This window comes from Bradyrhizobium ganzhouense (assembly GCF_049949285.1).
Classification (GTDB): Bacteria; Pseudomonadota; Alphaproteobacteria; order Rhizobiales; family Xanthobacteraceae; genus Bradyrhizobium; species Bradyrhizobium ganzhouense.
The window spans coordinates 2036695-2060097 of sequence record NZ_CP181318.1 but is presented as its reverse complement, the minus strand read 5'-3'; the positions used below and the strand labels follow the sequence as shown (position 1 = coordinate 2060097).

Annotated in this window: 24 protein-coding genes, 1 pseudogene and 1 riboswitch; of the genes and pseudogenes, 2 read left to right on the top strand and 23 right to left on the bottom strand. The window is 59.6% G+C overall.

Annotated features, from left to right (window positions below; genetic code table 11):
• Positions 1-208 precede the first annotated feature (208 nt).
• On the bottom strand, positions 209-1192 hold the full coding sequence (locus ACLFLU_RS09435) for an ABC transporter substrate-binding protein (protein ID WP_426411930.1): 984 nt from the start codon (positions 1190-1192) through the stop codon (positions 209-211).
• Between the two features lie 224 nt (positions 1193-1416).
• On the opposite strand from ACLFLU_RS09435, the gene ACLFLU_RS09430 reads away from it, so the two are divergent.
• Entirely contained in the window at positions 1417-2340 is a 924-nt protein-coding gene (locus ACLFLU_RS09430; protein WP_234685003.1) for a LysR family transcriptional regulator, read from the top strand.
• A gap of 104 nt (positions 2341-2444) precedes the next feature.
• On the opposite strand, the gene ACLFLU_RS09425 is transcribed toward ACLFLU_RS09430, so the two are convergent.
• From ACLFLU_RS09425 to ACLFLU_RS09345, 17 genes and pseudogenes are all read right to left on the bottom strand, one after another.
• On the bottom strand, positions 2445-3869 hold the full coding sequence (locus tag ACLFLU_RS09425) for an L-serine ammonia-lyase (protein ID WP_426411929.1): 1425 nt from the start codon (positions 3867-3869) through the stop codon (positions 2445-2447).
• 110 nt (positions 3870-3979) lie between these two features.
• Positions 3980-4068, bottom strand: a riboswitch (glycine riboswitch).
• A gap of 382 nt (positions 4069-4450) precedes the next feature.
• A complete protein-coding gene (gene hypE / locus ACLFLU_RS09420) occupies positions 4451-5491 on the bottom strand; it encodes a hydrogenase expression/formation protein HypE (protein WP_234685002.1) in 1041 nt (346 codons plus the stop codon).
• Positions 5488-6630 carry a hydrogenase formation protein HypD gene (hypD, locus tag ACLFLU_RS09415; RefSeq protein WP_426411928.1) on the bottom strand — a complete coding sequence of 381 codons (1143 nt, stop codon included), beginning with the start codon at positions 6628-6630 and terminating at the stop codon, positions 5488-5490. The genes hypE and hypD overlap by 4 nt, the downstream gene beginning before the upstream one ends.
• Positions 6627-6863, bottom strand: a complete 237-nt coding sequence (locus ACLFLU_RS09410) for a HypC/HybG/HupF family hydrogenase formation chaperone (RefSeq protein ID WP_234685000.1) — start codon at positions 6861-6863, stop codon at positions 6627-6629. Before ACLFLU_RS09410 ends, hypD begins: the two co-directional genes overlap by 4 nt.
• The gene (gene hypF / locus ACLFLU_RS09405; RefSeq protein ID WP_426411927.1) at positions 6863-9127 is read right to left on the bottom strand and encodes a carbamoyltransferase HypF; all 2265 of its coding nucleotides are present in this window, start codon (positions 9125-9127) and stop codon (positions 6863-6865) included. Before hypF ends, ACLFLU_RS09410 begins: the two co-directional genes overlap by 1 nt.
• Positions 9124-10047 (bottom strand): hydrogenase nickel incorporation protein HypB, encoded by a 924-nt coding sequence (hypB, locus tag ACLFLU_RS09400; protein ID WP_426411926.1) that lies wholly within the window; start codon positions 10045-10047, stop codon positions 9124-9126. The genes hypF and hypB overlap by 4 nt, the downstream gene beginning before the upstream one ends.
• A complete protein-coding gene (gene hypA, locus ACLFLU_RS09395) occupies positions 10047-10388 on the bottom strand; it encodes a hydrogenase maturation nickel metallochaperone HypA (RefSeq protein ID WP_426411925.1) in 342 nt (113 codons plus the stop codon). Before hypA ends, hypB begins: the two co-directional genes overlap by 1 nt.
• Positions 10381-11475: a nickel-dependent hydrogenase large subunit gene (locus ACLFLU_RS09390; protein WP_426411924.1), complete on the bottom strand. Its 1095-nt coding sequence runs from the start codon at positions 11473-11475 to the stop codon at positions 10381-10383. The genes hypA and ACLFLU_RS09390 overlap by 8 nt, the downstream gene beginning before the upstream one ends.
• Positions 11472-11987: a [NiFe]-hydrogenase assembly chaperone HybE gene (gene hybE, locus ACLFLU_RS09385; RefSeq protein WP_426411923.1), complete on the bottom strand. Its 516-nt coding sequence runs from the start codon at positions 11985-11987 to the stop codon at positions 11472-11474. The genes ACLFLU_RS09390 and hybE overlap by 4 nt, the downstream gene beginning before the upstream one ends.
• Positions 11984-12193: a rubredoxin gene (locus ACLFLU_RS09380; RefSeq protein WP_027544465.1), complete on the bottom strand. Its 210-nt coding sequence runs from the start codon at positions 12191-12193 to the stop codon at positions 11984-11986. Before ACLFLU_RS09380 ends, hybE begins: the two co-directional genes overlap by 4 nt.
• A complete protein-coding gene (locus ACLFLU_RS09375) occupies positions 12190-13053 on the bottom strand; it encodes a hydrogenase expression/formation C-terminal domain-containing protein (RefSeq protein WP_426411922.1) in 864 nt (287 codons plus the stop codon). Before ACLFLU_RS09375 ends, ACLFLU_RS09380 begins: the two co-directional genes overlap by 4 nt.
• Positions 13054-13093: 40 nt before the next feature.
• Positions 13094-13495, bottom strand: a complete 402-nt coding sequence (locus ACLFLU_RS09370; RefSeq protein WP_375866006.1) for a hydrogenase accessory protein — start codon at positions 13493-13495, stop codon at positions 13094-13096.
• A 232-nt stretch (positions 13496-13727) separates the two neighbouring features.
• Positions 13728-14015: pseudogene (locus ACLFLU_RS09365) on the bottom strand (HypC/HybG/HupF family hydrogenase formation chaperone); the annotation flags it as partial.
• A 26-nt stretch (positions 14016-14041) separates the two neighbouring features.
• Positions 14042-14623: a HyaD/HybD family hydrogenase maturation endopeptidase gene (locus ACLFLU_RS09360; RefSeq protein ID WP_375866005.1), complete on the bottom strand. Its 582-nt coding sequence runs from the start codon at positions 14621-14623 to the stop codon at positions 14042-14044.
• 17 nt (positions 14624-14640) lie between these two features.
• Positions 14641-15384, bottom strand: coding sequence for a Ni/Fe-hydrogenase, b-type cytochrome subunit (gene cybH, locus ACLFLU_RS09355; protein WP_426411921.1), 744 nt, complete (start codon positions 15382-15384; stop codon positions 14641-14643).
• 17 nt (positions 15385-15401) lie between these two features.
• Positions 15402-17192: a nickel-dependent hydrogenase large subunit gene (locus ACLFLU_RS09350; RefSeq protein WP_426411920.1), complete on the bottom strand. Its 1791-nt coding sequence runs from the start codon at positions 17190-17192 to the stop codon at positions 15402-15404.
• Between the two features lie 18 nt (positions 17193-17210).
• Positions 17211-18302 carry a hydrogenase small subunit gene (locus ACLFLU_RS09345; RefSeq protein ID WP_426411919.1) on the bottom strand — a complete coding sequence of 364 codons (1092 nt, stop codon included), beginning with the start codon at positions 18300-18302 and terminating at the stop codon, positions 17211-17213.
• Between the two features lie 199 nt (positions 18303-18501).
• Here ACLFLU_RS09345 and ACLFLU_RS09340 point away from each other — a divergent pair, with 199 nt between their 5' ends.
• A complete protein-coding gene (locus tag ACLFLU_RS09340; RefSeq protein WP_156936868.1) occupies positions 18502-18639 on the top strand; it encodes a hypothetical protein in 138 nt (45 codons plus the stop codon).
• Between the two features lie 29 nt (positions 18640-18668).
• Here the strand turns inward: ACLFLU_RS09340 and ACLFLU_RS09335 are convergent, their stop codons facing one another.
• The 5 genes from ACLFLU_RS09335 to ACLFLU_RS09315 form a co-directional block, all read right to left on the bottom strand.
• On the bottom strand, positions 18669-19853 hold the full coding sequence (locus ACLFLU_RS09335) for an SGNH/GDSL hydrolase family protein (protein WP_426411918.1): 1185 nt from the start codon (positions 19851-19853) through the stop codon (positions 18669-18671).
• Between the two features lie 26 nt (positions 19854-19879).
• Positions 19880-20887 (bottom strand): SGNH/GDSL hydrolase family protein, encoded by a 1008-nt coding sequence (locus tag ACLFLU_RS09330; RefSeq protein ID WP_426411917.1) that lies wholly within the window; start codon positions 20885-20887, stop codon positions 19880-19882.
• A 95-nt stretch (positions 20888-20982) separates the two neighbouring features.
• Positions 20983-22818: a carbamoyltransferase family protein gene (locus tag ACLFLU_RS09325; protein WP_426411916.1), complete on the bottom strand. Its 1836-nt coding sequence runs from the start codon at positions 22816-22818 to the stop codon at positions 20983-20985.
• 3 nt (positions 22819-22821) lie between these two features.
• A complete protein-coding gene (locus ACLFLU_RS09320; RefSeq protein ID WP_426411915.1) occupies positions 22822-22974 on the bottom strand; it encodes a DUF5989 family protein in 153 nt (50 codons plus the stop codon).
• A 7-nt stretch (positions 22975-22981) separates the two neighbouring features.
• On the bottom strand, positions 22982-23383 hold the full coding sequence (locus ACLFLU_RS09315) for an SxtJ family membrane protein (protein ID WP_426411914.1): 402 nt from the start codon (positions 23381-23383) through the stop codon (positions 22982-22984).
• Positions 23384-23403 lie beyond the last annotated feature (20 nt).

The following is a 23403-nucleotide window of genomic DNA, read 5'->3' as shown; positions in this document are numbered from 1 at the left end:
CAAAACATTTGCTCCTCTCCGGCACCCGACCATGCACCTCCGTAGGTGAAGGCGGACCTGGGTAGACACATCCAAGGACGAAATCCACGACGATCCACAGCGCTTCACCTCGTCCAGGACAGCCACGCCATGCCGGTCGCCTCGAAGAGACGGCGAGACCGCAACAGAAGTTTGAGTAGCTGTATATCGATCACCAACTTGGCGTGAGCTACTTCTTCAGTAGATCGTTGGTGTAGAAGTCCGTAACCGGCTTGTTCGGGTCGATGCTCTCGGTTGCGGACATCAATTTCAACGCGTCCGATATCGTTTTGTCGTTGATCCAGCCGGCTGGCCGGCCCTTCTCGAAATTCAGCGTGGCTGAAGTTGCAACGATTTGCGCTTTTATTAGCTCGTCCGAGGGAGCCGCGCTCCAAGCGCTTTTCAGCGCGGCCGTCGCTGCCGCCGGCTCTGACTTGGTCAACTCGATTGCCTCCTCGGTCGCGGCGAGGAAGCGCCTGAGCGGTTCAGATTTTTCGGCGATTCCCTTGTCGCTCACCACGACGGCAAGCCCAGGTACGCCGAGGCCGAACTTCGGCATGTCCAACACAGGAAATTTTGTGCCACTTCGCTCTTCGATAAGGGGCAGATCAACATTAGTATAAACGCTGATGAGATCGACGCGCCTTTGCATGAATTGGGGAAATTTCACCTGCGGGTCGACTTGAACCTTACTGATCTTGTCGCAGTTGATTTTGTTGATCGCGCAGAAGACGTCTAGATAGGTCGTGGCAGGGTCTCCGACGGAGATCGCAAGCGACTTGCCTTCCATCTGCGCCGGTGTTGTCACGGCCTTGTCGGGCCACGAAATGAGGGCGAAGGGCGCTCGCTCCTGATAAATCGCCGCGAGTTTGACCGGCATTCCTTTTCCGATTGCCGAGATGGCAAATATGGCGGGAACGACCACGACATCTTCATTCCCGCGTACAAGACCTCCGAGAGCTGCTTGTGCACCCGCGCCTTCTCCGAGAACGATATCGATTCCCTTCTTTTGGTAGAGGCCTCTCTCTTTACCCAGATAGAGGAAGCCATACTCGCCCTTTAGCTTCCAGCTAAACCGGACGTTCACAGTGTCCAGGGCGGACGCTGTCGTTGTCCAGAACGAGGCGGCGATCGCGACCGCAAGAACCCCAAAAACTTGGTGCAGTTTTGGCATGAGTCCCTCCTCTTCTGGTCTCTGCGGGCAAGTGCCCGTGACCGAAACAACCCCGATAAATTTGATCTCGCATTGTGATCACATAAGACTTAATGTCAAGCGGCTTGCCTGCCCGGGCCAAGCACAAACGCCCCCAGTCGCCAAATGCGCCTCGGGTACACTCGTGCCAGGGAAGGGAGCGAAAGGGCTCCCGACAGACCATGGAAACTTCGAAGAGACCACCCATGCGGTTCCGGCACCTCGACATGAATCTGCTCGTCGCCTTGGACGCGATCCTGACCCATCAAAACATATCGCGGGCGGCCGAGCGACTGCTGCTCAGCCAGTCGGCGACCAGCGGGATTCTATCCAGGCTGCGCCAGCACTTCGAAGACGAGTTGCTGGTTCGGAACGGCCGCCGAATGGCTCTCACCCCTCTCGCAGAGGAATTGGTGGCGCCGCTCCGCGCCATCCTGACCGAAACGGAAAAGCTCTTGGCAATGCGGACCTCGTTCGACCCAGCGACCTCCGAGCGACATTTTACGATCGCGTGCTCTGACTATGTCTGGGCAACTCTTATCGTCGATATCCTTGCCGCATTGCGCGCTGTCGCCCCCTCGGTCAACATATTCTACCAAGGCCCAAGCACCCGCTTTTTTCGCACCGAAATCGATTTCCTGATCGTTCCGGATCGATTCATGCTGGAAGATTGTCCGTTCGCCGCCCTCCCTTCGATTAGCTACGAATGTATCGTATGGAAGGAGAACGAAAGCGTCGGAGATAGCTTGACGCTCGAACAGTTTCTCGAGATGCGTCATGCGCAGGCCTATAGCGAGCGAGCGACGTTCATAGAGGCTTGGTTCTTCAAGCAATTTGGCCGCGCTCCACAGGCCGGGATAACGGCACCAAGCTTCACCCTGCTTCCGCAAGCGCTTATCGGGACCCAGTTCCTGGCGCTCATCCCCGCGGACCTGGCAGATCGGGCAACGGCCACGCTGCCGATAAGGAAAGTGGAAGCTCCCATATCCCTCCCCCTCATGACCGACGTTCTTCAGTGGCGCATCTCGCATGAACGAGATCCCGGGCTGCAGTGGCTGCGAACCCTCATTCTCGACGTTGCCCATCGACGACGGAATTCCCGACAGATTGGCTTCCCGGTTGCGGGGTGAAGATGCAGCGGGTCTCGACCAGCGGCGCTGTTACGCCGAACGCGTCGCGGGTCGGAGCATTGCCCGAAATGAGCGTTCCTTGAAGAACGTTTGCTTCAGGGTATCTAGCAATCGACCACGTTGACGGCCAGGCCACCCAGACTCGTTTCCTTGTACTTGGTGCGCATGTCCTCCCCCGTCTGGCGCATCGTTTCAATGACGGCATCGAGGGACACGTGATGTTGGCCATCACCATGCAACGCGAGCATCGCCGCATTGATCGCCTTGATCGCACCCATTGTGTTGCGCTCAATACACGGGATCTGCACGAGGCCACCGATCGGGTCACATGTGAGACCGAGATTGTGCTCCATGCCGATTTCGGCGGCGTTCTCGATCTGCCGGTTGGTGCCACCCAGGACGGCCACAAGACCTGCTGCCGCCATGGAGCAAGCAACGCCGACCTCGCCCTGACAACCCATTTCGGCCGCGGATATCGAAGCGTTTCGTTTGTAGAGCATACCGATCGCGGACGCCGTCAGGAGAAAGATGCGGGCTTTTGCCGGGCTCGGATCCGGGAAGAACATCTCGGAGAATTTCAGGACCGCGGGTATGACGCCGGCAGCTCCATTCGTCGGCGCAGTCACGACCCGTCCCCCGGCCGCGTTCTCTTCATTGACCGCGAGAGCAAAGAGGCTGACCCATTCCATTACGTGAAATGGATGTGCCGCCCCCTTTGACGTCGTCTTGAGCTTGCTGAGCAGGCCTGGCGCACGGCGCGGTACCTTCAGGCCACCAGGCAGAACACCCCCGTTGACACACCCGCGATCGATGCAGCGCATCATGGCATCGCGAACGCAATCCAGGAATGCATTGGTTTCAGTTTCCTCCCTATGCGATAGTTCGTTGGCAGCAACAATATCGGCAATCGACAAGCTGGTCCTCTCACCTATCGCAAGAAGCTCATGCGCTGACGTGAACGGGTACGGCTCACATCCAACGTTTCGAACAGCGGGGTTCCTCGGCTGGTCGCCTTCACACACGATCGCGCCGCCGCCAACGGAGTAATAGGTTTGACGAAGCAGGACGCCCGTATCCGAATGCGCTGCGAATTTCATACCATTTGAGTGCCCCGGCAGGAACTCGCCGGTGCGGAAGGTGAGGTGCTGACTCTCATCGAAGCCAACCGCATGGCGACCACCAAGCATGACCTCGGAACGCGATCGGATCAGCCCGGCGATGATGGGTATGGCTTCAGGATCAACGGATTCTGGCAGCCAGCCCGATAGTCCCAGCAGAATGGCAATATCGGTGCGGTGACCTTTGCCGGTCAGCGCCAGCGACCCGTAGAGCTCGACGACAACCAAGCGACAGCGCCATAGATCTTCGCCCAAGCATTCGATGAATCGATGGGCCGCGCGCATCGGTCCAACGGTATGCGAGCTGGATGGGCCGATTCCGATCGTGAATAGATCGAGGACACTGATCGGACCGGCTAGGCGCCTGGCCGATAAACTAGGTGTGGTGACTTGTTCGACAGTCTTGGACATGGACGCGCACCTCAATCAAGTGATTGATTTCAAATGCGCCCCATCTGTCTATTTGCCTGAGAGTATTATCCCGTCGGCGGGTGCCAAGGCACCTCTTTCCAGATGTTGTTTCGTCACACGCGGTCCTTGTTGCCTGAGAGTTTCCGGGGCGGTTGCTCCTTCGGCGTCGGCCGAAGCCGATCTCTTCCGCAAGCGACGTCTTTGGGACTCGACCTCCTGAGTCACGACATCAAAATTGTGGCTGCACTTCTCAAGTATTCTACTACGCGGCTTGGGTCAACAATGAACCGAAGATGCAAAGTCTTGCCGTTCTGCGTCGTTTACGGGGTTGACCTGCCGGTAGAGGGATTTCGGTCTGGGCGCTTTGAATTGAGCCATTGGGTCTTGTCGGTCAATCCGGAGTGCACAGCCAGCGAAAAGATACTTTAATGAATTCGTTGAGGACTTCGATTGAATGCTCCTCACAGTGCTGGCTCGCGATATCGAAGGTTTCAAGCGAATCCACCGGACTGAACTCTCGTGCTTCGCGGTGTAGGTATAGGACGCGGCGTTGGCATGGGGCTAAATGCGCATCTTGGGCCTCAACAGATCCGGGGCAGTTGCTCGCCCGACAACCAGTCGACGATTCGGCCACCGCCAAAGCTCGTCGCCATCTGCACGAAGTGATGATCGTCCGGCACCGCTTCGCCGATATCGGCGGCATCGCGACTGAGCGGGTGCGCTCTCATGGCGGCCAGCACGGCTCCGGCGACATCAGGCGACACGATCGCGACCAGCTTCCCCTCATTGGCGACGTAGAGCGGATCGAGCCCGAGCAACTCGCAGGCAGCCGCCACCCCCGGCTTGACCGGGATCGCCTCTTCCTGGAGGCTGAAGCCTAGTTCGGACTGCTGGGCAATTTCGTTCAATGTCGCCGCGAGGCCGCCGCGCGTGGGATCTCGCATCAGACGGATGCCGCGGCCGCCCGCCGCCACCATCCTGGCGACCAGATCATGCAGGGCGGCCGAATCCGAGACGATCTCCGTTTCAAAGGCGAGGTTCTGGCGCTTTGACATGATTGCGACGCCGTGATCGCCAAGCGTGCCCGAGATCAGCACCCGATCTCCGACCCTCGCATTCTCGGCGGAGAGATCCAGTCCCTCAGGCACCAGGCCAACGCCCGCGGTCGAAATGAACAGGCCATCGGCCTTGCCGCGCTCGACCACCTTGGTGTCGCCGGTGATGATATGAACGCCGGCGGATTGCGCCGCCTCGCCCATGGAGTCCGCGATCATCTTGAGGTCTGAAAACCGAAAGCCTTCCTCAATAATGAAACTCGCAGACAGATAAAGCGGTCGGGCACCGGCCATGGCGATGTCGTTGACGGTGCCGTGCACCGCGAGCGAGCCGATATTGCCTCCGGGAAAGAACAGCGGTGAAACCACATAGCCATCAGTCGTCATCACCATGCGCCCGGCGCCGACGTCGAAGGCGGACTGATCGTTGCCGCGCGCCAGCCATTCGTTGCCGAACGCCTCGTGGAACAGGCCTGAGATCAACTGCGACATCGCACGGCCGCCGGAACCGTGGGACAGGTCGACGCAGCCGTGCTTGATGTCGAGCTTGCGCTGATGGGCTCTCATGACGCCCGCTTCTGCTGACGATCGCGGAAGCGACCATAGGTCCAATGCGCGGCACATGCGCCTTCCGAGGAGACCATGCAGGATCCCACCGGGGTCTCCGGCGTGCACACCGTTCCGAACAGCTTGCAGTCGACCGGTTTCTTGACACCGCGCAGGATCGCGCCGCATTCGCAGGCCGGATTGTCGGGGACGCGCAGCTCGTTCAAGGCGAAACGTATCTCCGCATCAAATCTGGCGTAGGTTTGCTTCAGCTTCAATCCGCTATAGGGCACGAGCCCGAGGCCTCGCCATTCGAACTGATCGCGCAGCTCGAAAATATTCGACACCTCCTCCTTGGCGCGCGGATTCCCATCGCGCGTTACGGCACGGCTGTATTGATTCTCCACCTCGTTCCGGTGCTCGTTGACCTGACGCACCAGCATCAGAATCGCCTGCATCATGTCAAGCGGCTCGAAGCCCGAGATCACCACCGGCTTGCCAAATTCCTCTGCAAAGACCTCGTAGGGCTCGGTGCCAATGATGATGCTGACATGCGCGGGCCCCACGAAGCCGTCGATCTCGACGCGGCGGATGCTGCGGGTGTCGGGACTCTCCAAAATGTTCTGCATCGCCGGCGGCGTCCGCACGTGGTTGCAGACCACGCTGACGTTTTCGAGCTGCTTCTTCTCAGCGCACCGGATCAAGATTGCGGTCGGCGGCGTCGTGGTCTCGAAGCCGATCGCGAAGAACACGACTTCCTGCTCCGGATTCTCTTCCGCGATCCGGATCGCATCGACCGTGGAATAGACCATGCGGACGTCGGCGCCACGTGCCTTCGCCTTCAACAGCGAGGCTCCTTGCGAGCCCGGCACCCGCATCAAATCGCCATAGACGCAAAGGATCACCTCCGGCCGATCTGCCAGCCGGATCGCCATGTCGATACGTCCCGCCGGCAGCACGCAGACGGGACAGCCGGGGCCGTGGATCATCCGCACGTTCTTGGGCAGTATGTCCTCCAGGCCATAGCGCGAAATCGCGTGCGTATGTCCGCCGCAGAACTCCATGAAGCGGTAGGACCTCTGCGGATTGGCCTCAGACCGGATCGCCCTGGCCAATCCCAGCGCGATTGCCTTGTCCCGAAATTCGTCGGCGTATTTCACTGCATTGCTCCCTGCCCTTCGGTGCTGAGCTCACGCAAGAGCTCCAGCGTCCGCCTTACCTCATCCGGGTCGATCTTGGTGAGGGCATAGCCGACATGGATGATCACGTAGTCGCCGACGGCAAGATCTTCGATCAGCGCCACCGAAATCTCCTTGGTGACGCCGTCGATCGAGACGACGGCCATCTCGTCGGGAAGGAGCTTTGTAACCTCTGCAGGTATGGCGAGACACATCAGGCGTTTCCTTCCAGCCTTTGTTGTTCGAGCATTTGGAGAGCGGCAACCCAGGCTTGGCCGAGGCTCAAGCCGCCGTCATTCGGCGGCACCTGGCGCGCGAGCTGCGGATTGAGCCCGATAGCGACGCAGCCGCGCTGCACCTCCTCGCTCAGGATCGCGTTGAGGAAGCAGCCGCCGCTCAGAACGACGGTAGTGAGGCCGGTCTCTCGTGCCGCACACGCGATCCAGTCGACACAGGCCGCGGCAAACGTGCCATGAAGCAGCTCAGTGCCTACGGTCGGACCGGGGGCATCAGCCACAAGACGTTCAAACAGCGGATACAGCGACAACACGCCTTGTTCGATTGTCCAGGCATCCTCAGCGACGCGTGTCCGGCGAACACGCGCCTCCAGCTTCATCGCGGCTTCGCCTTCATAGCTCTGCCGCGTGGAGAGCCCCAGCAATCCGGCGGCCGCATCGAACATCCGACCGGCGCTGGTCGTCGTTGGCACGTCGGGCTGGTTGAGCAGGGCCAAAACACCCGCCGCCAACGGCTGCGCCGCAAAGCGACGTGGAATCTCCGCGCCGCGCCCGAGCGCCTGAAGCACGCCGGCAGCCATCCGCCAAGGCTCGCGCGCGGCGCGATCGCCGCCTGGCATCCTGAGCGGCACCAGATGTCCGATCCGCCGGAAGCGCGCGCCCTCACATCGCAAGAGCTCGCCGCCCCAACTCCCGCCGTCGCTACCATGACCAAAGCCGTCAAGCACCAGTGCCAGCACGGGCTCGTCGATACCGTGCTCCGCCATCACGGACGCCGCATGTGCATGATGGTGCTGAACCGCGATCAGCCCGCGGCCGCTCGCCTCGGCAAAGCGGGTGGAGGCCATGTTGGGGTGAAGATCATGCGCCACGACGGTCGGCTCGACATCCAGCGTCGAGATCAGGTGCTCGATCGTCTCCTCGAAGAAGCGAATGCCCTCCACGGTATCGAGATCGCCGATGTGCTGGGAGACGAAGGCTTCATCACCGCGCATGATCGTGACAGATGCCTTCAGCGCGCCGCCCACTGCGAGCACCGGCGGCACGGCACACGCCAACCGAATCGGCTCGGGAACATAGCCGCGGGCCCTCCGGATGAATTGCGCGCGTCCGGCAACGACCGACAGCACGGAATCGTCAGCGCGCGTGACGATATCGCGATCATGGGTGACGATCAGGTCGGCAATGCCGGCGAGCCGCCGCTCCGCCTCGTCATTCTCGATGACTAGCGGCTCGCCGCCCGGATTGGCGCTCGTCGCCACGATCACCCAGGGGGAGCCGTCCGCACACGGGTGCGCCGAGTTCAGCACATGGAACACCAGATGATGCAGCGGCGCGACCGGCAGCATGACGCCGATCCGCGACAGGTCCGGCGCGATTGCCGGCGCGAGTTGCCGACGCGATGTCAGCAATACGATCGGGCGCGGCGTCGACTCCAACAATGCCAGCTCTGTTGCACCCGCGTTAGCGATCTTCGCGACAGCGTCGACTGCGGCAACCATGACCGCAAACGGCTTCCGCTCCCGCTGCTTCCTCCGCCGCAGACGCCGCACCGCCTCGTCGTCTCGGGCATCGCACAAGAGCTGATATCCACCGAGTCCCTTGAGCGCGACGATTTTTCCGCCTGCGATCTCAGCGGCGATCTGCTCGATGCCGTGGCTCAAGCGCGGACCACACAATGGACAGGCGATCGCCTCGGCATGAAAGCGGCGGCTTGCGGGATCGCTATATTCTACGGCGCAAGCTGCGCACATCGCGAAATGCTTCATCGCGGTGGAGCGGCGGTCATATGGCAGCCGCTCGGCAATGGTATATCGCGGACCGCAATGGGTGCAGTTGACGAAGGGGTAAAGATGGAAGCGGCTGCTCGGATTGAACAGCTCGCTCAGGCACTGGGCACAAGTCGCGGCGTCGGCGACGATCCGCGTCGACACCTTGCCCTGCTCGCTGGCGCGAATACAGAACTCGTCGCTTTCAACCGCGCGGATTTGCTGCACGGAGATCCCGTCGATCCGTGCCAGCGGCGGTTTCTCCAGCGGCAGCGCAGCGACGAAATCGGCAGCGCGCACACCTTCAACCTCGATCACAACGCCGTGCGGGTCATTGGCCACGAAGCCGCCGAGGCGATAGCGTATGGCAAGGCCATAGACATAGGGGCGAAAGCCAACGCCCTGCACGGCGCCGCGCACGTGCAGGCGCAGCCTCCGACCATCGCGCGCTGCGGCTCCGCCGCTCATCATCATGCCGATACGGCACTCAGGGATGCCGCCCTCGCCTTCTCGGCGCGCTTCCGGATCCAGGCATAGAATGCCGCAAATCCCTCTCCGGTCCGCGCCGATACCGTCAGCACCTCGATCTCTGGGTTGACCCGCCGTGCATATTCGATCGTCCTGGCGAGATCGAAGTCGAGCACAGGCGCGAGATCGATCTTGTTGATCAGCATCAACGAGGACGCTGCGAACATGTTGGGATATTTGAGCGGCTTGTCCTCGCCTTCGGTGGTCGAGAGCACCACGATCTTGCAGGCCTCGCCGAGATCAAACGCTGCCGGACAGACGAGATTGCCGACATTCTCGATGAAAAGGATGCCGCCGTTGAGCCGGGGCAACCGGTCATAGGCCTCGCCGATCATGGCCGCATCGAGGTGGCAGCCCTTGCCAGTGTTGACCTGGACCGCCGGTACGCCTGTCGCCCGGATCCGCTCGGCGTCGTTCGAGGTCTGCTGATCGCCCTCGATCACGCCGATCGGGCAATTGTCTTTCAGTTCGGACACGGCGCGGGCCAACAGCGTGGTCTTTCCGGCGCCGGGGCTCGAGACCAGGTTGAAGGCGAGCACGTCATCCGCGCGGAACCGCGCGCGGTTGTCGGCCGCAAGGCGGTCGTTCTTGCCGAGGATGTCACGCTCGACCTGGATGATGCGGTCGCTGCTCATGCCGGCGATCGTCTGCTCGGCCGGGTCGGCGCCGCAGTCGAGCAGGCCGGGATCTCCGCGGTTTCGATCGTGGTGATGATGAGGGCGATGATCATGGTCGTGATGACCGTGTCCATCGTGACCATGATCGTGATGATGACTATGAAGATGCGCGTGATCATGCCCATGGGGGTGATCGTGCCCACGCTCAATGGAAGCTTTGCCGTCACCGCAGCCGCATACTGTACACATCAGTCGACCTCCAATGCCCTGACCCGCATCTCTTCTCCACCGGTCACTTGCAATTGATAGCTGCCGCAGCCAGGGCATGGCTCATAGCGCTGCTTGATTTCGACGCTTGTCGAGCAGGCCATGCACCAGGCGGTCCCAGGCGTCTCGACGATGTCCAGGGTCGCACCTTGTGCAATGGTGCGTGCGGCGACCGCTTCGAAGCAGAATTTCATCGCCTCCGGCGCAACATGGCTCAACGCGCCGATCTCGAGGCACACTGCCTTCACTTTTGGGAGCGCGCGCCTGCGCGCCTCCTCCTCGACGATCTCGATGATGCCTTGGCAAAGCGCCATCTCATGCATGGCCAACCTCACGGAAGCTGAGGTTAAATCCGACGCAGGGATCGAAGGAGCCGATGAGCGTACGGACGGCATTCTGCCCCTGTCGACCGGCGGCAAGCCCCGAGCCCTGCAGGCTGCGGACCAGCGGTCCACGTGCATGGAAGTTCCATTCGGTCGGAGCCAGCGATTCGAAGCGGACGATGCGGTTTTCGTTATTGCACTCGACGATTTGATAGAGCCGGCCGCGGGCGCATTCGACGGCCGCCGCACCTTTGCCGGCGCCAAGCCGGTAGCTATCGACGACGCCGTCCTCGAGCGCCTCGTCGCCCGTCTCGAGCCAGGAGCAGAGGCGCGTCACTTCCGCAATCCGCGCCTTCAGCCGCTCGGCAGGTCCGGCGCTCGGCGGCAGGACCGGCTGGCGCCGGACCCGGCGTGCCCACACACCGGTCTCGGGAATTCGACCGTGGAGATCGGGGGCATCGGAGAAGCTCGCGCCATCCGCAAGCAGCCGCATGATGACATCGAGATCATCGGCGACGGAAAGAAACGAGTGTTCGACGACCGGCTGCAGCAGCGCATGCCCATCGAAGCTCGAAAAATGCGCTGCCAGCGCGCTGCCTGGCGTCAGCGCCTCTCCTTCGCCCGCGATTCCGAGTGCAGCGAGCACCGCCTTGATGCGCGATACCGCCTCGCAACGCGCCGACACCTGCCCGCCTTCGCCGAGGAGGCCACCAAGGACGGCGGTCGCCTGCATCATGGCGCGGACCGCGGCGGCGCTCGCGCCGTCCAGGGTGAGCTGGCCGACGAACAGACCACGGAACAGTTCCGCCAGCCGCTCGGCGACGACAGCGGTGACGCGGCGATGCATGGTCTCCGGAGGACAATCCTCGCCGCGCGCGGCTTCCACCGCTCCCAGAAACGCCACCTGATGTGCAACCGAGCACAGCGAGAACAGCCGCGGCAGCACGGAGAGCAGCGACGAGACGGGCTTGCCCGCAAACAGACGCGTCAACGGCAGCCGGCTCCGGGGCAGGATTGCCACGTCGGCGATCGTATCCTTGGCGAGCCACACCGTGATGTCGATCTCGTTGCGGAAGCCGGGGTTCATTCGTGCTGCTCCGTCAGAACAGCCCGCATGAAGCTACGCCGATCGATCGCGCTTGTAGCGGTTTCGCGGCGTCGGGTCGCCTCCTTGCCGTCGGCCGGCAACATGAGTTCGTTGATGGCCGCTTCCGCCGTTGCCCGCGCAGAGGCCACGTCGGCAAACCCGAACATGGGCGAGAACAGCGAACAGCTCGCGATGCGGCCCACATGGTTGACGTCGCTGAGGATGAAATCAATATCGCCGGCCGGAAAGCGAGAGCGCAATGTCGAAGCTGAGGCCGCCGGCGCCAATTCGCCGGCCGGCATCACCACGTTCATGAACCAGGGCGTGACCATGATACCGATGATCGTGCCGTTGAACACGCGGAAGCTAACTGCCTCGACGTCGAGGGCGTCGTTGTAGATCGGCAGCTCGCGCATCGCGCGCTCGCCGATGTCCCGGTAGACGTGAGCCAGCCGCTGCCCCCAAGCTGCCGCGTCGGCGTCAGTGGCAGGCGCTTGCGCATGAGGTTTCATGACGCGATGGCCATGAATTTGGACTTTGGCGCGTCACAGTTCGGGCAGCGCCAATCGTCAGGAAGGACCGCGAAGGGCGTGCCGGATGCGATCTGCGCGACATCGTCGCCATCGGCGGGATCGTACACCGTCCAGCAGATGCCGCATTCCAGTCGCGTGCCTTCGGTGACATCCTGGCGAACGCCAAAATTCTCGAATACGCTCATTTGAAATAGGCCTCGATGATTTCCTGGAGGCGCTCAGCGGAGTCTTCGAAGTCCTCGTCAGCCGCGATTGCCACGGTCGGCACACCGCCAACCTCCAGCGTGTCAAGGATGATGGCATCCATGGCGTTGAAGAACTGCACCGACCAGACGTTGCGGATACCCGTCGAGAGCACCCGGCAAGTGCCGTAGCCGCGCGAAACGAGCTGGATCGGCCCATTCCTGATGGTGTCATGGAGGAAGCTCATGTCGACGGGGCTCATCGGCAGCAGCGTGAAATTGATGATTTGCGAGCGAATGCTCGGCCGCCAGGCCAGCGCGCGCTCGCGGATTTCCGCGAGCACCGGCAGCGCGTTCATCGCGCCTTCCGGCGCCTGCCCGATCTCGAAATCCGCAGTGGTAAGATCAGCAGCGGCGCGCTTGACGATTTCCGGGATTGCGCCGACTTCGAGGTACTCATGATTGGCGTCGATCTCGAGCCGCACGTGCCAGATTCCGGCCAGCGCCGATTCCTGGATCTGCGCCAGCGATCCGTCCGGCAGCGCGACGAAGCCGGCAACCTCACCTTGGCCGAGCACGTCCGCAATCAGCTTGCGCTCGAGATCGTTGAGATTGGCGAGCCGGAACAATCGTGTCGGCACGTCGGTCTTTTGGCTTGCGATGGCCGCTGCCACTTTCGACAGCAGATCGATTGCATTCGGACAGCGCTTGGCCAGCTCCGCGCTGTCCAGCGTGGCAAGCTTCGCCAACGCGCCCGCGGCCGTCAGGCGGACGCTCGATGCATTCAGGCTTTCCTCGCCGATCGGAAACACGTTGATCGGCTGCTCGGCGCCTCCAGGCGCGGTCCAGAAACCCGCTTTCATAGTTCGACACCCTGTGAGCGACGCTGGGGAATGATGACTGTCACGACAACACGCTCGCGCCGCACGGACGGTCGATCAGCTTGGCGATGCGGTCGACATAGACCGACCAGTCCTGGATCTTGGCGATCAATCCGAGCGTTTCGCCCTTGGCGATAAAGATCAGCGTCGGCTGCACCCGCACGCCAAAGCGCTGGCCGAGCTCGCTCTCGGCGCAACGCGCGATCACGGCACCCCGCAGCCGCCCCTGAAAAGCGTCAATCAGTTCCGGCAACACGACCGCGACGTCGATCGCCTCCATAAATCGCGCGGGATCGCCCGCCGACAACAGCACGGCCACCGCGCTAGCCTCATTGGCCGCGCCAAGAAACCGATCGACGCTCGCGGCATCGATCTCGGGCAGGCCCCGGCGCGTCAGATTATGCTTTCCCTGCTGGAATTCCATCAGCCCCCTGGCAAGCCTATTTCTCTGACGTGAGAGGTTAGCAAGGCACATGTCACGATCAGTTATCGCCGTTCCTGGCCGATCTCATTGATATAGATCCTTCATTTTCGCGTCCGCGAAGAGGGATGGTTTCGAATGAAACTTGTCTTTCATCCGCGGCGGACCAACCCGAGCCGCCCGCGATGCGGGTGACATCGAGGATCGGATTTGGAAGGTCGGCCGCTGGGTCAAACCGGAGATGCTCGGGCAGTTGCGGTTCTCGCTCGATGAGGTCGGCGAAGAAACGGTTGCAATCCTCGCCACCGAGCACCGCGGTCAGCCCCTCGATCGCCTCAGCGATCAGTCGCGCCTCTGCCTCATCGAGCAGACGGATCGCGGTGTCGATATGGACGAGCACCTTGCTGCCGACCGGCAGGTCGGGGAGCAAAAGTATCGAGACACGCCGCCGCTCGCCGCGAAACTCGCATAGCGCCGAAACGCCGTCAGTCTCAACAATCGTCATCGGCAGGCCAAGGCACATCCCGCGTCTCCGGTCGCGCACGCCGGTCAGACCGGCCGCATCCTCATCTCGTAGTGCTGATGGTCGATATCGTTGGTGAGCAGCCGTTCGGACTCCAGCAGCGGCTTGCTGCGCGGACTCGCCGTCGCGCCCCACTCAGCCAGGATTGCGCAGACCAGCTCGATCGCCGGCCCGATTTGATCGCTCACCGGCTTGGTCAAAGGGCCGCCCCAGTCTTCGAGATCGTACGGTTGGCAGCCGATCAACGCGAGATGCTTCGGGCAGCGCCCGAGCAGATCCGCCGCGCTGATGACTTCCTGAAATCCGGTCTGATGCAAGCTCATCTTCTTCGCGCCCGTGAAACGTGGAACTTCCTCGTCGCGCACCAGCTTCAACTCTCCCGGGCCGAGCCCATAGTCGATCGCGTCAAACACGATCAGACGATCGGCCTCTTCCAGATAGCTGACGAGGTAGAGGCCCTGCGTCCCGCCGTCGAGAATGGTGACATTGTCCGATACGACGTAGCGGCGGTGGAATTCCTCCACCGCCCGTACGCCGAACCCCTCATCGGCCCACAGGATATTGCCGATGCCGAGCACCAGAATGCGGTCTGTTGAAGATATCGGCATGGGCTTCGTTTCCGGCTTCAGTCGCGGAATTGCCGTTCGCCGGAGACCATCGAGGAGATGATGCCCTGACGCGACATGATGTCTTCGCGGATCGCGGCATAGACGTGCACGATGACGAACGTCACGAGCGCCCACATGCCGAGATGATGCCAAGTGTGCACATCCTGACTGTTCGGCCAGATCGCGAACACCCAGCCGAACAGCTTGTGCTGCCAGCTATCGATTCCGGTGCCTTCCGAATAGAGCGCAAAGCCGGTGATGATCATGTAGGGCACGAACAGCGTGAAGCCCGTGAACATCCCGGTCCGCGCCAAGGGATTGTGGCCGACATACATTTTCGGCTTGTGTTCCAGGAACGCATACCAGCGGATTTCATCCAGCATTTCTCGCCAGAACTGCTTGCGATGAGCCGGCAGATAGAAGATCTGCCGGGAATGATGGTTGCCTACGAAAGCCCAGAAGACGCGGGTGAGGAAGAACACCGCCAGCACCTGACCAGCCGCGAAGTGGGCGAAGCGGATATAGCCCATTACGAAGTTCGCCGACGCCTCGCCCTCCACCGATGGCAACGGCATTCCGATCAGGTAGCCGGTCATCATCAGCGCGACGATAGAGAATGCATTGACCCAGTGGCAGATTCGCACCGGTGCTTCGTTGACATAGACCGTGGGACGTCCGATCGCATGTCCACCGACCGCGTCCGCTGCGATCGCGGCGAGATCCGGCTCGGATTTCGCGCGACATTCAGCCGCATCCATCATGGTGCTTCACCTCTGGTTTATCTGACCTTGACGGTCGCCAGTTCCTGGCCATCCGGACTCATGACGTGCGTCGAGCACGCCAGGCACGGATCGAAGGAATGAATGGTGCGAAGGATCTCCAGCGGCTGCTCGGGATTCACCATCGGAGTATCCATTAAGGAGGCCTCGAACGCGCCGATATTTCCCTTCGGATCGCGCGGCGAGCCATTCCAGGTGGTCGGCACCACGCACTGGTAGTTGTCGATCTTGGTTTCCTTGATCTTGATCCAGTGCGCGAGCGCGCCGCGCGGCGCCTCGGTAAAGCCGAAGCCCTTGGCCTCCTTTGGCCAGCTCTCCGGCTTCCACTTGTCGACGTTGGCGGTCGAGCTATCACCCGCCTTGATATTGGCGACGAGCTTATCCTGGAAATAGCGCATCTGGCGGCCGGCCCAGACCGATTCCAGCGCGCGCGCCGCGGTGCGGCCAAGCGTCGAGAACAGCGCCGACAGCGGCAGGTCGTGGTCCTTCAGGAATTTGTCGACCGGATCCTTGAACTCGGCCTTGTTCTGCGCGTAACCGACGACCCAGCGCGCGAGCGGACCGACCTCCATGGCGTGGCCTCGCCAACGCGGCGCCTTGATCCAGGAATATTTGCCGCCCTCATCGAGCTGCTCGATAGCCGTCTTGGTGCCCTTCGCATTGGGCCCGAGCACGTAGTTCGGCTCTGTGACGCCATCCCAGGGATGCAGACCCTTGGTCTCGTCGGGATATTTGTACCAGGAGTGAACGACGAATTCCTGGATCTCGTCGGGGTTGGCATGGTCGACTGGAAACACCTCCGAGAGATTGCCGTTGATGATGGACCCTCGCGGCAGCTTCAGGTTCTTGGAGGAGTAGTCGTTGGCGTGTTCCGGCACGTCGCCATAGGTGAGCACGCTCTTGCCCGAAAGACCACCGCCATAGAGCCAATCCTTGTAGAACGACCCGATCGCCGCCACATCAGGCAAGTAAACCTGCTCGTTGAATTCAGTTAGACGATCGATGATCGACGAGATCAGGTTCAGCCGCTCCATGTTGATGGCTCCGACCGCCCCGGTACCGTCGACATTGATCGGACAGGGTACGCCGCCGACGAGCCAGTTCGGATGAGGATTCTTGCCGCCGAATATGGCGTGGATCTTTACGATTTCCTTCTGGAAATCGAGCGCTTCCAGATAATGCGCCACTGCCATCAGATTGGCTTCGGGCGGCAATTTGTAGGCCTTGCTGCCCCAGTAGCCGTTCTTGAAAGGACCCAACTGCCCCGACTCGGCGAACTTCTTGAGGCGTGTCTGGAGGTCCTTGAAGTAGCCAGGCGATGACAACGGCCAGTTCGAGATCGACTGCGCCAGCGTGGAAGTCGCCCGCGGGTCGGCCGAGAGCGCCGAGACCACGTCGACCCAATCCAGCGCGTGCAGGTGATAGAAGTGAACGACATGATCGTGCACCTGCAGCGCGAGCTGCATCAGGTTGCGGATCGAGTTGGCATTCTCCGGAATGGTGATTCCGAGCGCATTCTCGACCGCGCGCACCGACGTCAGGGCGTGCGTGCCGGTGCACACGCCGCAGATCCGTTCGGTGAACGCCCAGGCATCGCGCGGATCGCGATCCTTCAGGATGACTTCAATGCCGCGCCACATCGTGCCTGTGGATACGGCGTTCCGGATGACGTTATTTGCGTCGACGTTGACCTCGAGGCGCATGTGACCTTCGATGCGAGTGACCGGATCGATGACGATGCGCCTGCCGGAATTGTCGAGCTTGAATCCGTTGGGTGTCTGGAGGCCCATCGTTACTTTCTCTGACGACTAACGATCTTGATTTGCGTCTTCGCGCTTGGCGGCGAGCCGCTTCACGGCGGTGACGGCCGCGTGCACCGCCACAGCGGCACCGACGGCGCCGGCCGCAGCCATGCCGATCTGGTCGGCGTTCTTTTCGATGCCAAACTGTTTGATGTTGGTCAGGCGATCGTAGAACGAGCCCTTGTCCCAGAAGCCGTCCTCCGAGCAACCGATGCAGCCGTGGCCCGACTGAATCGGGAAGGACACGCCACCGTTCCAGCGCACGGTCGAGCAGGCGTTGTAGGTGGTCGGGCCCTTGCAGCCGATCTTGTAGAGGCAATAGCCCTTGCGCGCCGCCTCGTCGTCCCATTCCTCGACGAACTGCCCGGCATCGAAATGCGATCGCCGATAGCACTTGTCGTGAATGCGCTGTGAGTAGAACATTTTCGGCCGGCCCTGGCGGTCGAGCTCGGGCAGCCTGCCGAAGGTCGTGATGAAGGTGACGACGCCGGTCATCACTTCGGCGATCGGGGGGCATCCCGGCACCTTGATGATCGGCTTGTTGGTGATGACCTTGTCGATGGGCGAGGCCTGCGTCGGATTGGGTTTGGCCGCCTGCACGCACCCCCAGGACGCGCATGCGCCCCAGGCAATGATCGCCATAGCGTCGTCGGCCATCAGCTTAAGTTTCTCGACGAACGGCTTGCCGCCGTCGATGCAGAACATGCCGCCCTCGTTCAGCGGCGGATTGCCTTCCACGGCAAGAATGTACTGGCCCTTGTGTTTGGCGCGGGTCTCTTCGAGGATCGCTTCCGCCTGATGACCTGCGGCCGCCATGATCGTATCGTCATAATCGAGCGAGATCATCGACAGCACGACATCCTTCGCTAACGGATGCGCGGAGCGGATAAAGCTCTCCGAGCAGCAGGTGCATTCAAGACCATGCATCCAGATCACCGGCACACGCGGTTTGGTTTCGAGCGCGTTGGCGATGCGACCAGCCGCCAACGGCTCAAGCCCGAGGCTTGTCGCTGTCAGGCTGCAGAATTTGTGAAAACTCCGACGCGTGATGCCCTGCCGCCTGATCACGCTGTAAAATGTTTCCATTGCCGCGCCCATGACCCATCCCGTCTTCGGCTTTGACTTATCGCTGCAACAAGGACAGCAAGAAGCAGGCCAGCCGCAGCGGCGCGCGAAAACTGGGGAAACTCCAAGATGTTACGGATTTGAATCGCCCAATTCACAGTGTGCGAAGAGATCGCGACAGTGAGAAACGGAACAATTCGATTTGCAGCTGGCAACGAGGTTTACGGGAAGCATGTCGCCGCAGCAGTTGTCGGTTGGCGACGTCAGCTGCGAGAAGCAGCAGGCGGAAGAAGTACAGGTTGCGCCGGCGGTGGTGGATGCCGTGGTGCCAGCGGCTGTTCTTGGCCATGAGCGCGGAGCGGTGCGCTGAAAACTCTGTTCCGGGACCAGCTCTGTTGTTCACTTCACGGGAGCATATAGTGCCAATATGTCGGCTGCGATCTTTCGAGATATCCGCTCATTCCCCTCCTCGCCATAATGCCCGCCGTCCATGTAAATTGGGCTGGCAACATCGGAAAAGATCGTACGTAAGTCATGAATCACGTTTTGCTCCGAACTCTCATCTTCTCTCTTGACCAACTTGCTTCTCATCAGAGAGTAAAGATCGTTTTTTCCTGGAAACCGTTTCTCTGATTTTAAACGCTGATCCTCTTCATATTTTGTCCTGTGCGTCTTATCGGCCAACTGGGGCTCAAGGTAGAATAATGTTTTAAAGGATAAGCTCCTTGAAATCGCCTCTATAAACCGAACATTCCCTAGATAGACATCCAGAACTCCGTCGGACAGCACGTCCAATTTTTTCGAGCAGCCCGCGAGCTGTGTTTTGCCGGTGAGCAGTCTTATCAGCGCGAAGTTTTCTAACCTTATACTTATGCGCGCTTTTGCCTCCTTTTTAGGAGATATTTTTTCGAGGTTTGAGTTGCCAAGCGGAACGCCCGGTTCTCCTTCATAACAAGCGGAGAAAGCCTCAACCGATCCGCCGTAAAAGACCACCAAATCAGGAACATTCCGCTTTCTCAATTCGATAACGAAGCGAATCAAGCTTTGGGTAGTTACATCCCCAATGACTGCATAATTTGTGACTTTGGCGCCGATTCCATTTTCGGCTAACATTTTGGCGACAAGTGAGGGAATGGTGAAGTCGTCGCTAGATCCAAGCCCCCACAAAGTCGACCCGCCAAAAAAGAATATTTTTAACCTGGTACTCCTATCATCGTTGATTGCCTCGGAATCCCAAGTTCTTCTGGTGCCGTTGTTTACATTAATAAACTTCCCCCTGTAGTCCGCTTCGCGTGTTTGCGTATATGGAGCCCACGTCCGATGCTTAGCATCGGTGAGTTCTTTGAAGTACTCTTCCGCGAGGTCGACATTCGCATATACCCCAGAATTGGCTGCAGCCTTGGTGGCACCTTGACGTTCTCTCTTGTCAGCTCTCTCGTAGTAAGAGGTCAGCGATACTTCCAGAATCGTCAGGAAAAGAAGGGCAACACCAAGGATGACCCATATTTCATTCAATAGGGCCGTCAAGCGCATGACCCTCGTCCTCGCAACGGATGTTCTCAGCAGCGCATCATCTGCTCCCATAGGGTTTTCCGTGGAAGAGAATTCTTTCAATTTACAGACCCTCGAAAGTCTTCCGGAATTTGGGTCACTAGGATTCTCGCAATTGAGTCCGCGTAGAGTCCGGCCGCTTTACCGTTTGGGTGGGAGTCTGTCTTCGTGACCCAGAGGGATTGTGGGGCTTGATTTTCCACAGCCGGAAGAAGGTCCAGAAATGGTATATCGAGAGCTTTCACCTTGGAGGCTACGAGACTCGTTATATCTTGAAATGGGTAGGGGGACAGCTCGTGCAGGTCCGGGTAGTTAACTACAATCAGTTTGATGTTTCGAGCCTTGCAATAGCTCGCAAGTTCTTTCAACGCATCCTGTGCACCCAACCAGCCGGGTTCATTCTCTTGGTAGAGACCGCGGTAATAGTGCCGCCAATCAGCCTTGCCGAAGTATGTTCGCATAAGGACATCGAAACGACCCGCGATGAATACTGCTGAATAGAAGTGCTCTAGAAAGAAATTCTCCGTTCTTCGCGGTGTGGGCTCTGCGTCATTGATAAAATAGTTCAGTACGACGATGTCAGGCTTGTATACGTACGCCTTCTTCATGAAGTACGTTGCTTCCATAGCTGTGTTCGCATTTCCACTCCCAGTATTTATGACCTCGAATTTTTTTTCCTTCGCGTTCAGCAGCCCTTCCAATCGGTATGATGTGACGTCTTCAGGTCTTGCGCCCCATCCAAACGTCAAGGAGTCGCCAAGCATCATGATCCGAACAGTGCCATTCTCTTTCGCCATGGAATGTTCGCGATCGCGCCAACCTGCTGAGTTGATCGTTATGGGGACCCCCATGTAAACTCCACCCTTTCCAGGGGTGTGTTCGTGCCCTGCACCGGGTATCTCGCTAACCACTTTCAGGTCTTTGGCGTAACGCCACATTTCGATGTCGAAATTGGTGCCGTCTGCCTGCGTTAAACGCACATAGAATTCCAATAGGGCGGCAGCCATAATCAGGCTAGTCGCTATTGACAGTATTCCGAAGATCCCGTTTTTTATTTTGACATCCATGTGGATGGTCTTCCTCGAAATGCGCGCCGAAATCGTTCGTACAGGAAATAAAAATCACGACCGCTGCCTGGCGCACAGCCTGAAGGCCTCGCTTTCTAATCAAGTTCATAGCAACTACGATAGTCCTTCATCAACGACCTGCTCTGGTCTTCCTTCCGTAAGAGCGAATTGCCGACGGCCAGCACTTCGATTTCTGTTCCCATGAAACAGCGGAACGCGTCCTCTGGAGTGCAAACGATCGGTTCTCCTCGCACGTTGAATGAGGTGTTCACGACAACAGGGCATCCGGTTAGTTCCTTGAACTTCGATATCAGCCTGTGAAACCGCGGATTGGTCGTGCTGTGCACTGTCTGCACGCGCGCGGAGTAGTCCACGTGTGTGACAGCCGGAATTTCCGAGCGCGCGACGTTCAATTTATCGATGCCGAAGAGCTGCTTTTGCTTTTCCGACATCGGCAACTGCTTCGTGCTCAGCACGTCGGCCACAAGGAGCATATAGGGGCTGTCGGAATGAAGCTGAAACCATTGAGACACCTCCTCTCGCAAAACACTCGGCGCAAATGGGCGGAAGGACTCGCGATATTTCACCTTGAGATTTAGCTGCTTCTGGACGGTCGGCGAGCGGGGATCAGCAATGATGGAACGTCCGCCGAGCGCACGCGGGCCGAACTCCATCCGACCCTGCATCCACCCAACCGCCTTACCGTCGACGAGAGCATGTGCGACATTGTCAATCAGTGCTTCATCGAATTCGGCCGTGAATACCGCGCCGACCTTTCCTAGACGCTCTTCAATTTCGCGCTGACTGAACTCCGGTCCGAGGTACGCGCCGTTCATGCTGTCGCCCGCATGGATGCTCCTGGGCTTTTCAAGCATGAGATGGTAGGCAGCGAGTGCTGCGCCCACTGCGCCGCCGGCGTCGCCAGAAGCCGGCTGAATCCAGATGTTGTCGAAGAGCTTTTCCCGCATGAGCTTTCCGTTCGCAACACAATTGAGCGCCACTCCTCCTGCGAGGCAGAGGTTTCTCTGGCCGGTTGTGGTCCGGATTCCTTTTGCAAGCCTTAGGACGACCTCCTCGGTAACGGCCTGAATGGAGGCCGCTAGATCCATCTCCCTCTGCGTCAACCCACTTTCCGGGCGTCTGGCCGGACCACCGAATAGCGTCTCGAAGCGGCCATTGGTCATTGTTAGTCCGGTACAGTAGTCAAAGAAGCTCATGTCGAGGTGGAATGACCCATCCTCCTTGAGGTTGATCAGATGCTCCTTTATCAGATGCACATACTTTGGCTCGCCGTAGGGCGCCAGTCCCATTACCTTGTACTCACCGGAGTTCACCTTGAAACCGATGTAGTAAGTGAACGCTGAGTACAGCAAGCCAAGCGAATGCGGAAAGTGAATCTCCTTGTAGACTGACAGGTCCTTTCCCTTGCCGATCGCAAGCGAGGTTGTCGTCCACTCTCCGACACCATCCATCGTCAACACTGCGGCTTCGTGAAATGGCGACGGGAAGAACGCCGACGCTGCGTGACTGAGATGGTGCTCTGAAAAGCGGAGTCGCCTCGACCAATCAACATCACTCCCGAGGTGCTCTTTCAGGGCCTCAGCAATCAACGTTCTTTGAAACAGCTTGTCCTTTAGCCAAACCGGCATCGACGTTGCGAAACTCTTAAATCCCTTTGGCGCGAAAGCTAGATAGGTTTCAAAAATCCGCTCGAATTTGCTAAAGGGTTTGTCGTAGAAGACGACGTAGTCGACGTCGGCTGGACATAGCCCTGCAGCGCGGAGACAGTAACGAGCCGCACAGGCAGGAAAGCCTGGATCGTGTTTTTTCCGCGTAAAGCGCTCTTCCTGCGCGGCAGCTACCAGTTCGCCATCTGAGACGAGACAAGCGGCAGAGTCATGGTAGTAAGCTGAGATCCCCAGGATATTCACTGGTCAAAACAGCGTGTAAACGAACGGCGCCACGACAGAGCCTTGCGCCAGAACCAGCAAAGCGGCTATGACAACCATGAGAAGAATTGGGGGGCCGAGCCACATCTTTTTGCGAATACGCATGAAAGCCCAGAGTTCCTTGATGAAGAGAAACATATGCGCCTCAGAACTGGTGTGTGAAGGACTGAGCTGTCGGACCTGGCGGGTTACGATTCATCCAGTAACTTGCGACCGGTCGTCGCTTCAAATGAAGCTCATCGCGCCCGAGCAAGCGAGCGATGAAGGCGATCGGTACTAGAAGCCCGAAATAGATGATGCCCAGAACCAGCGGGCTGACTATCTGTCCAAGCAGCTCGCCGAAGTAGAACCAGAGTAGGTTGGGCGGCGCGAGAATTCGCGGGACGGTCAATGCTATGCTGCCGAATGCGACACCAACAGCAAAGAGTGACACGTAAGCGGCAGCGATTTTTCCCTTGATGGCCGCGCATGCGCCCAACGCAAGAAATACGGCGCAAAATGTCAGGCCGAAGCGTCGATTGGACGGCAGTTTGGCCGGCACTCTCATGCTATGCCCCCTGCTACGTA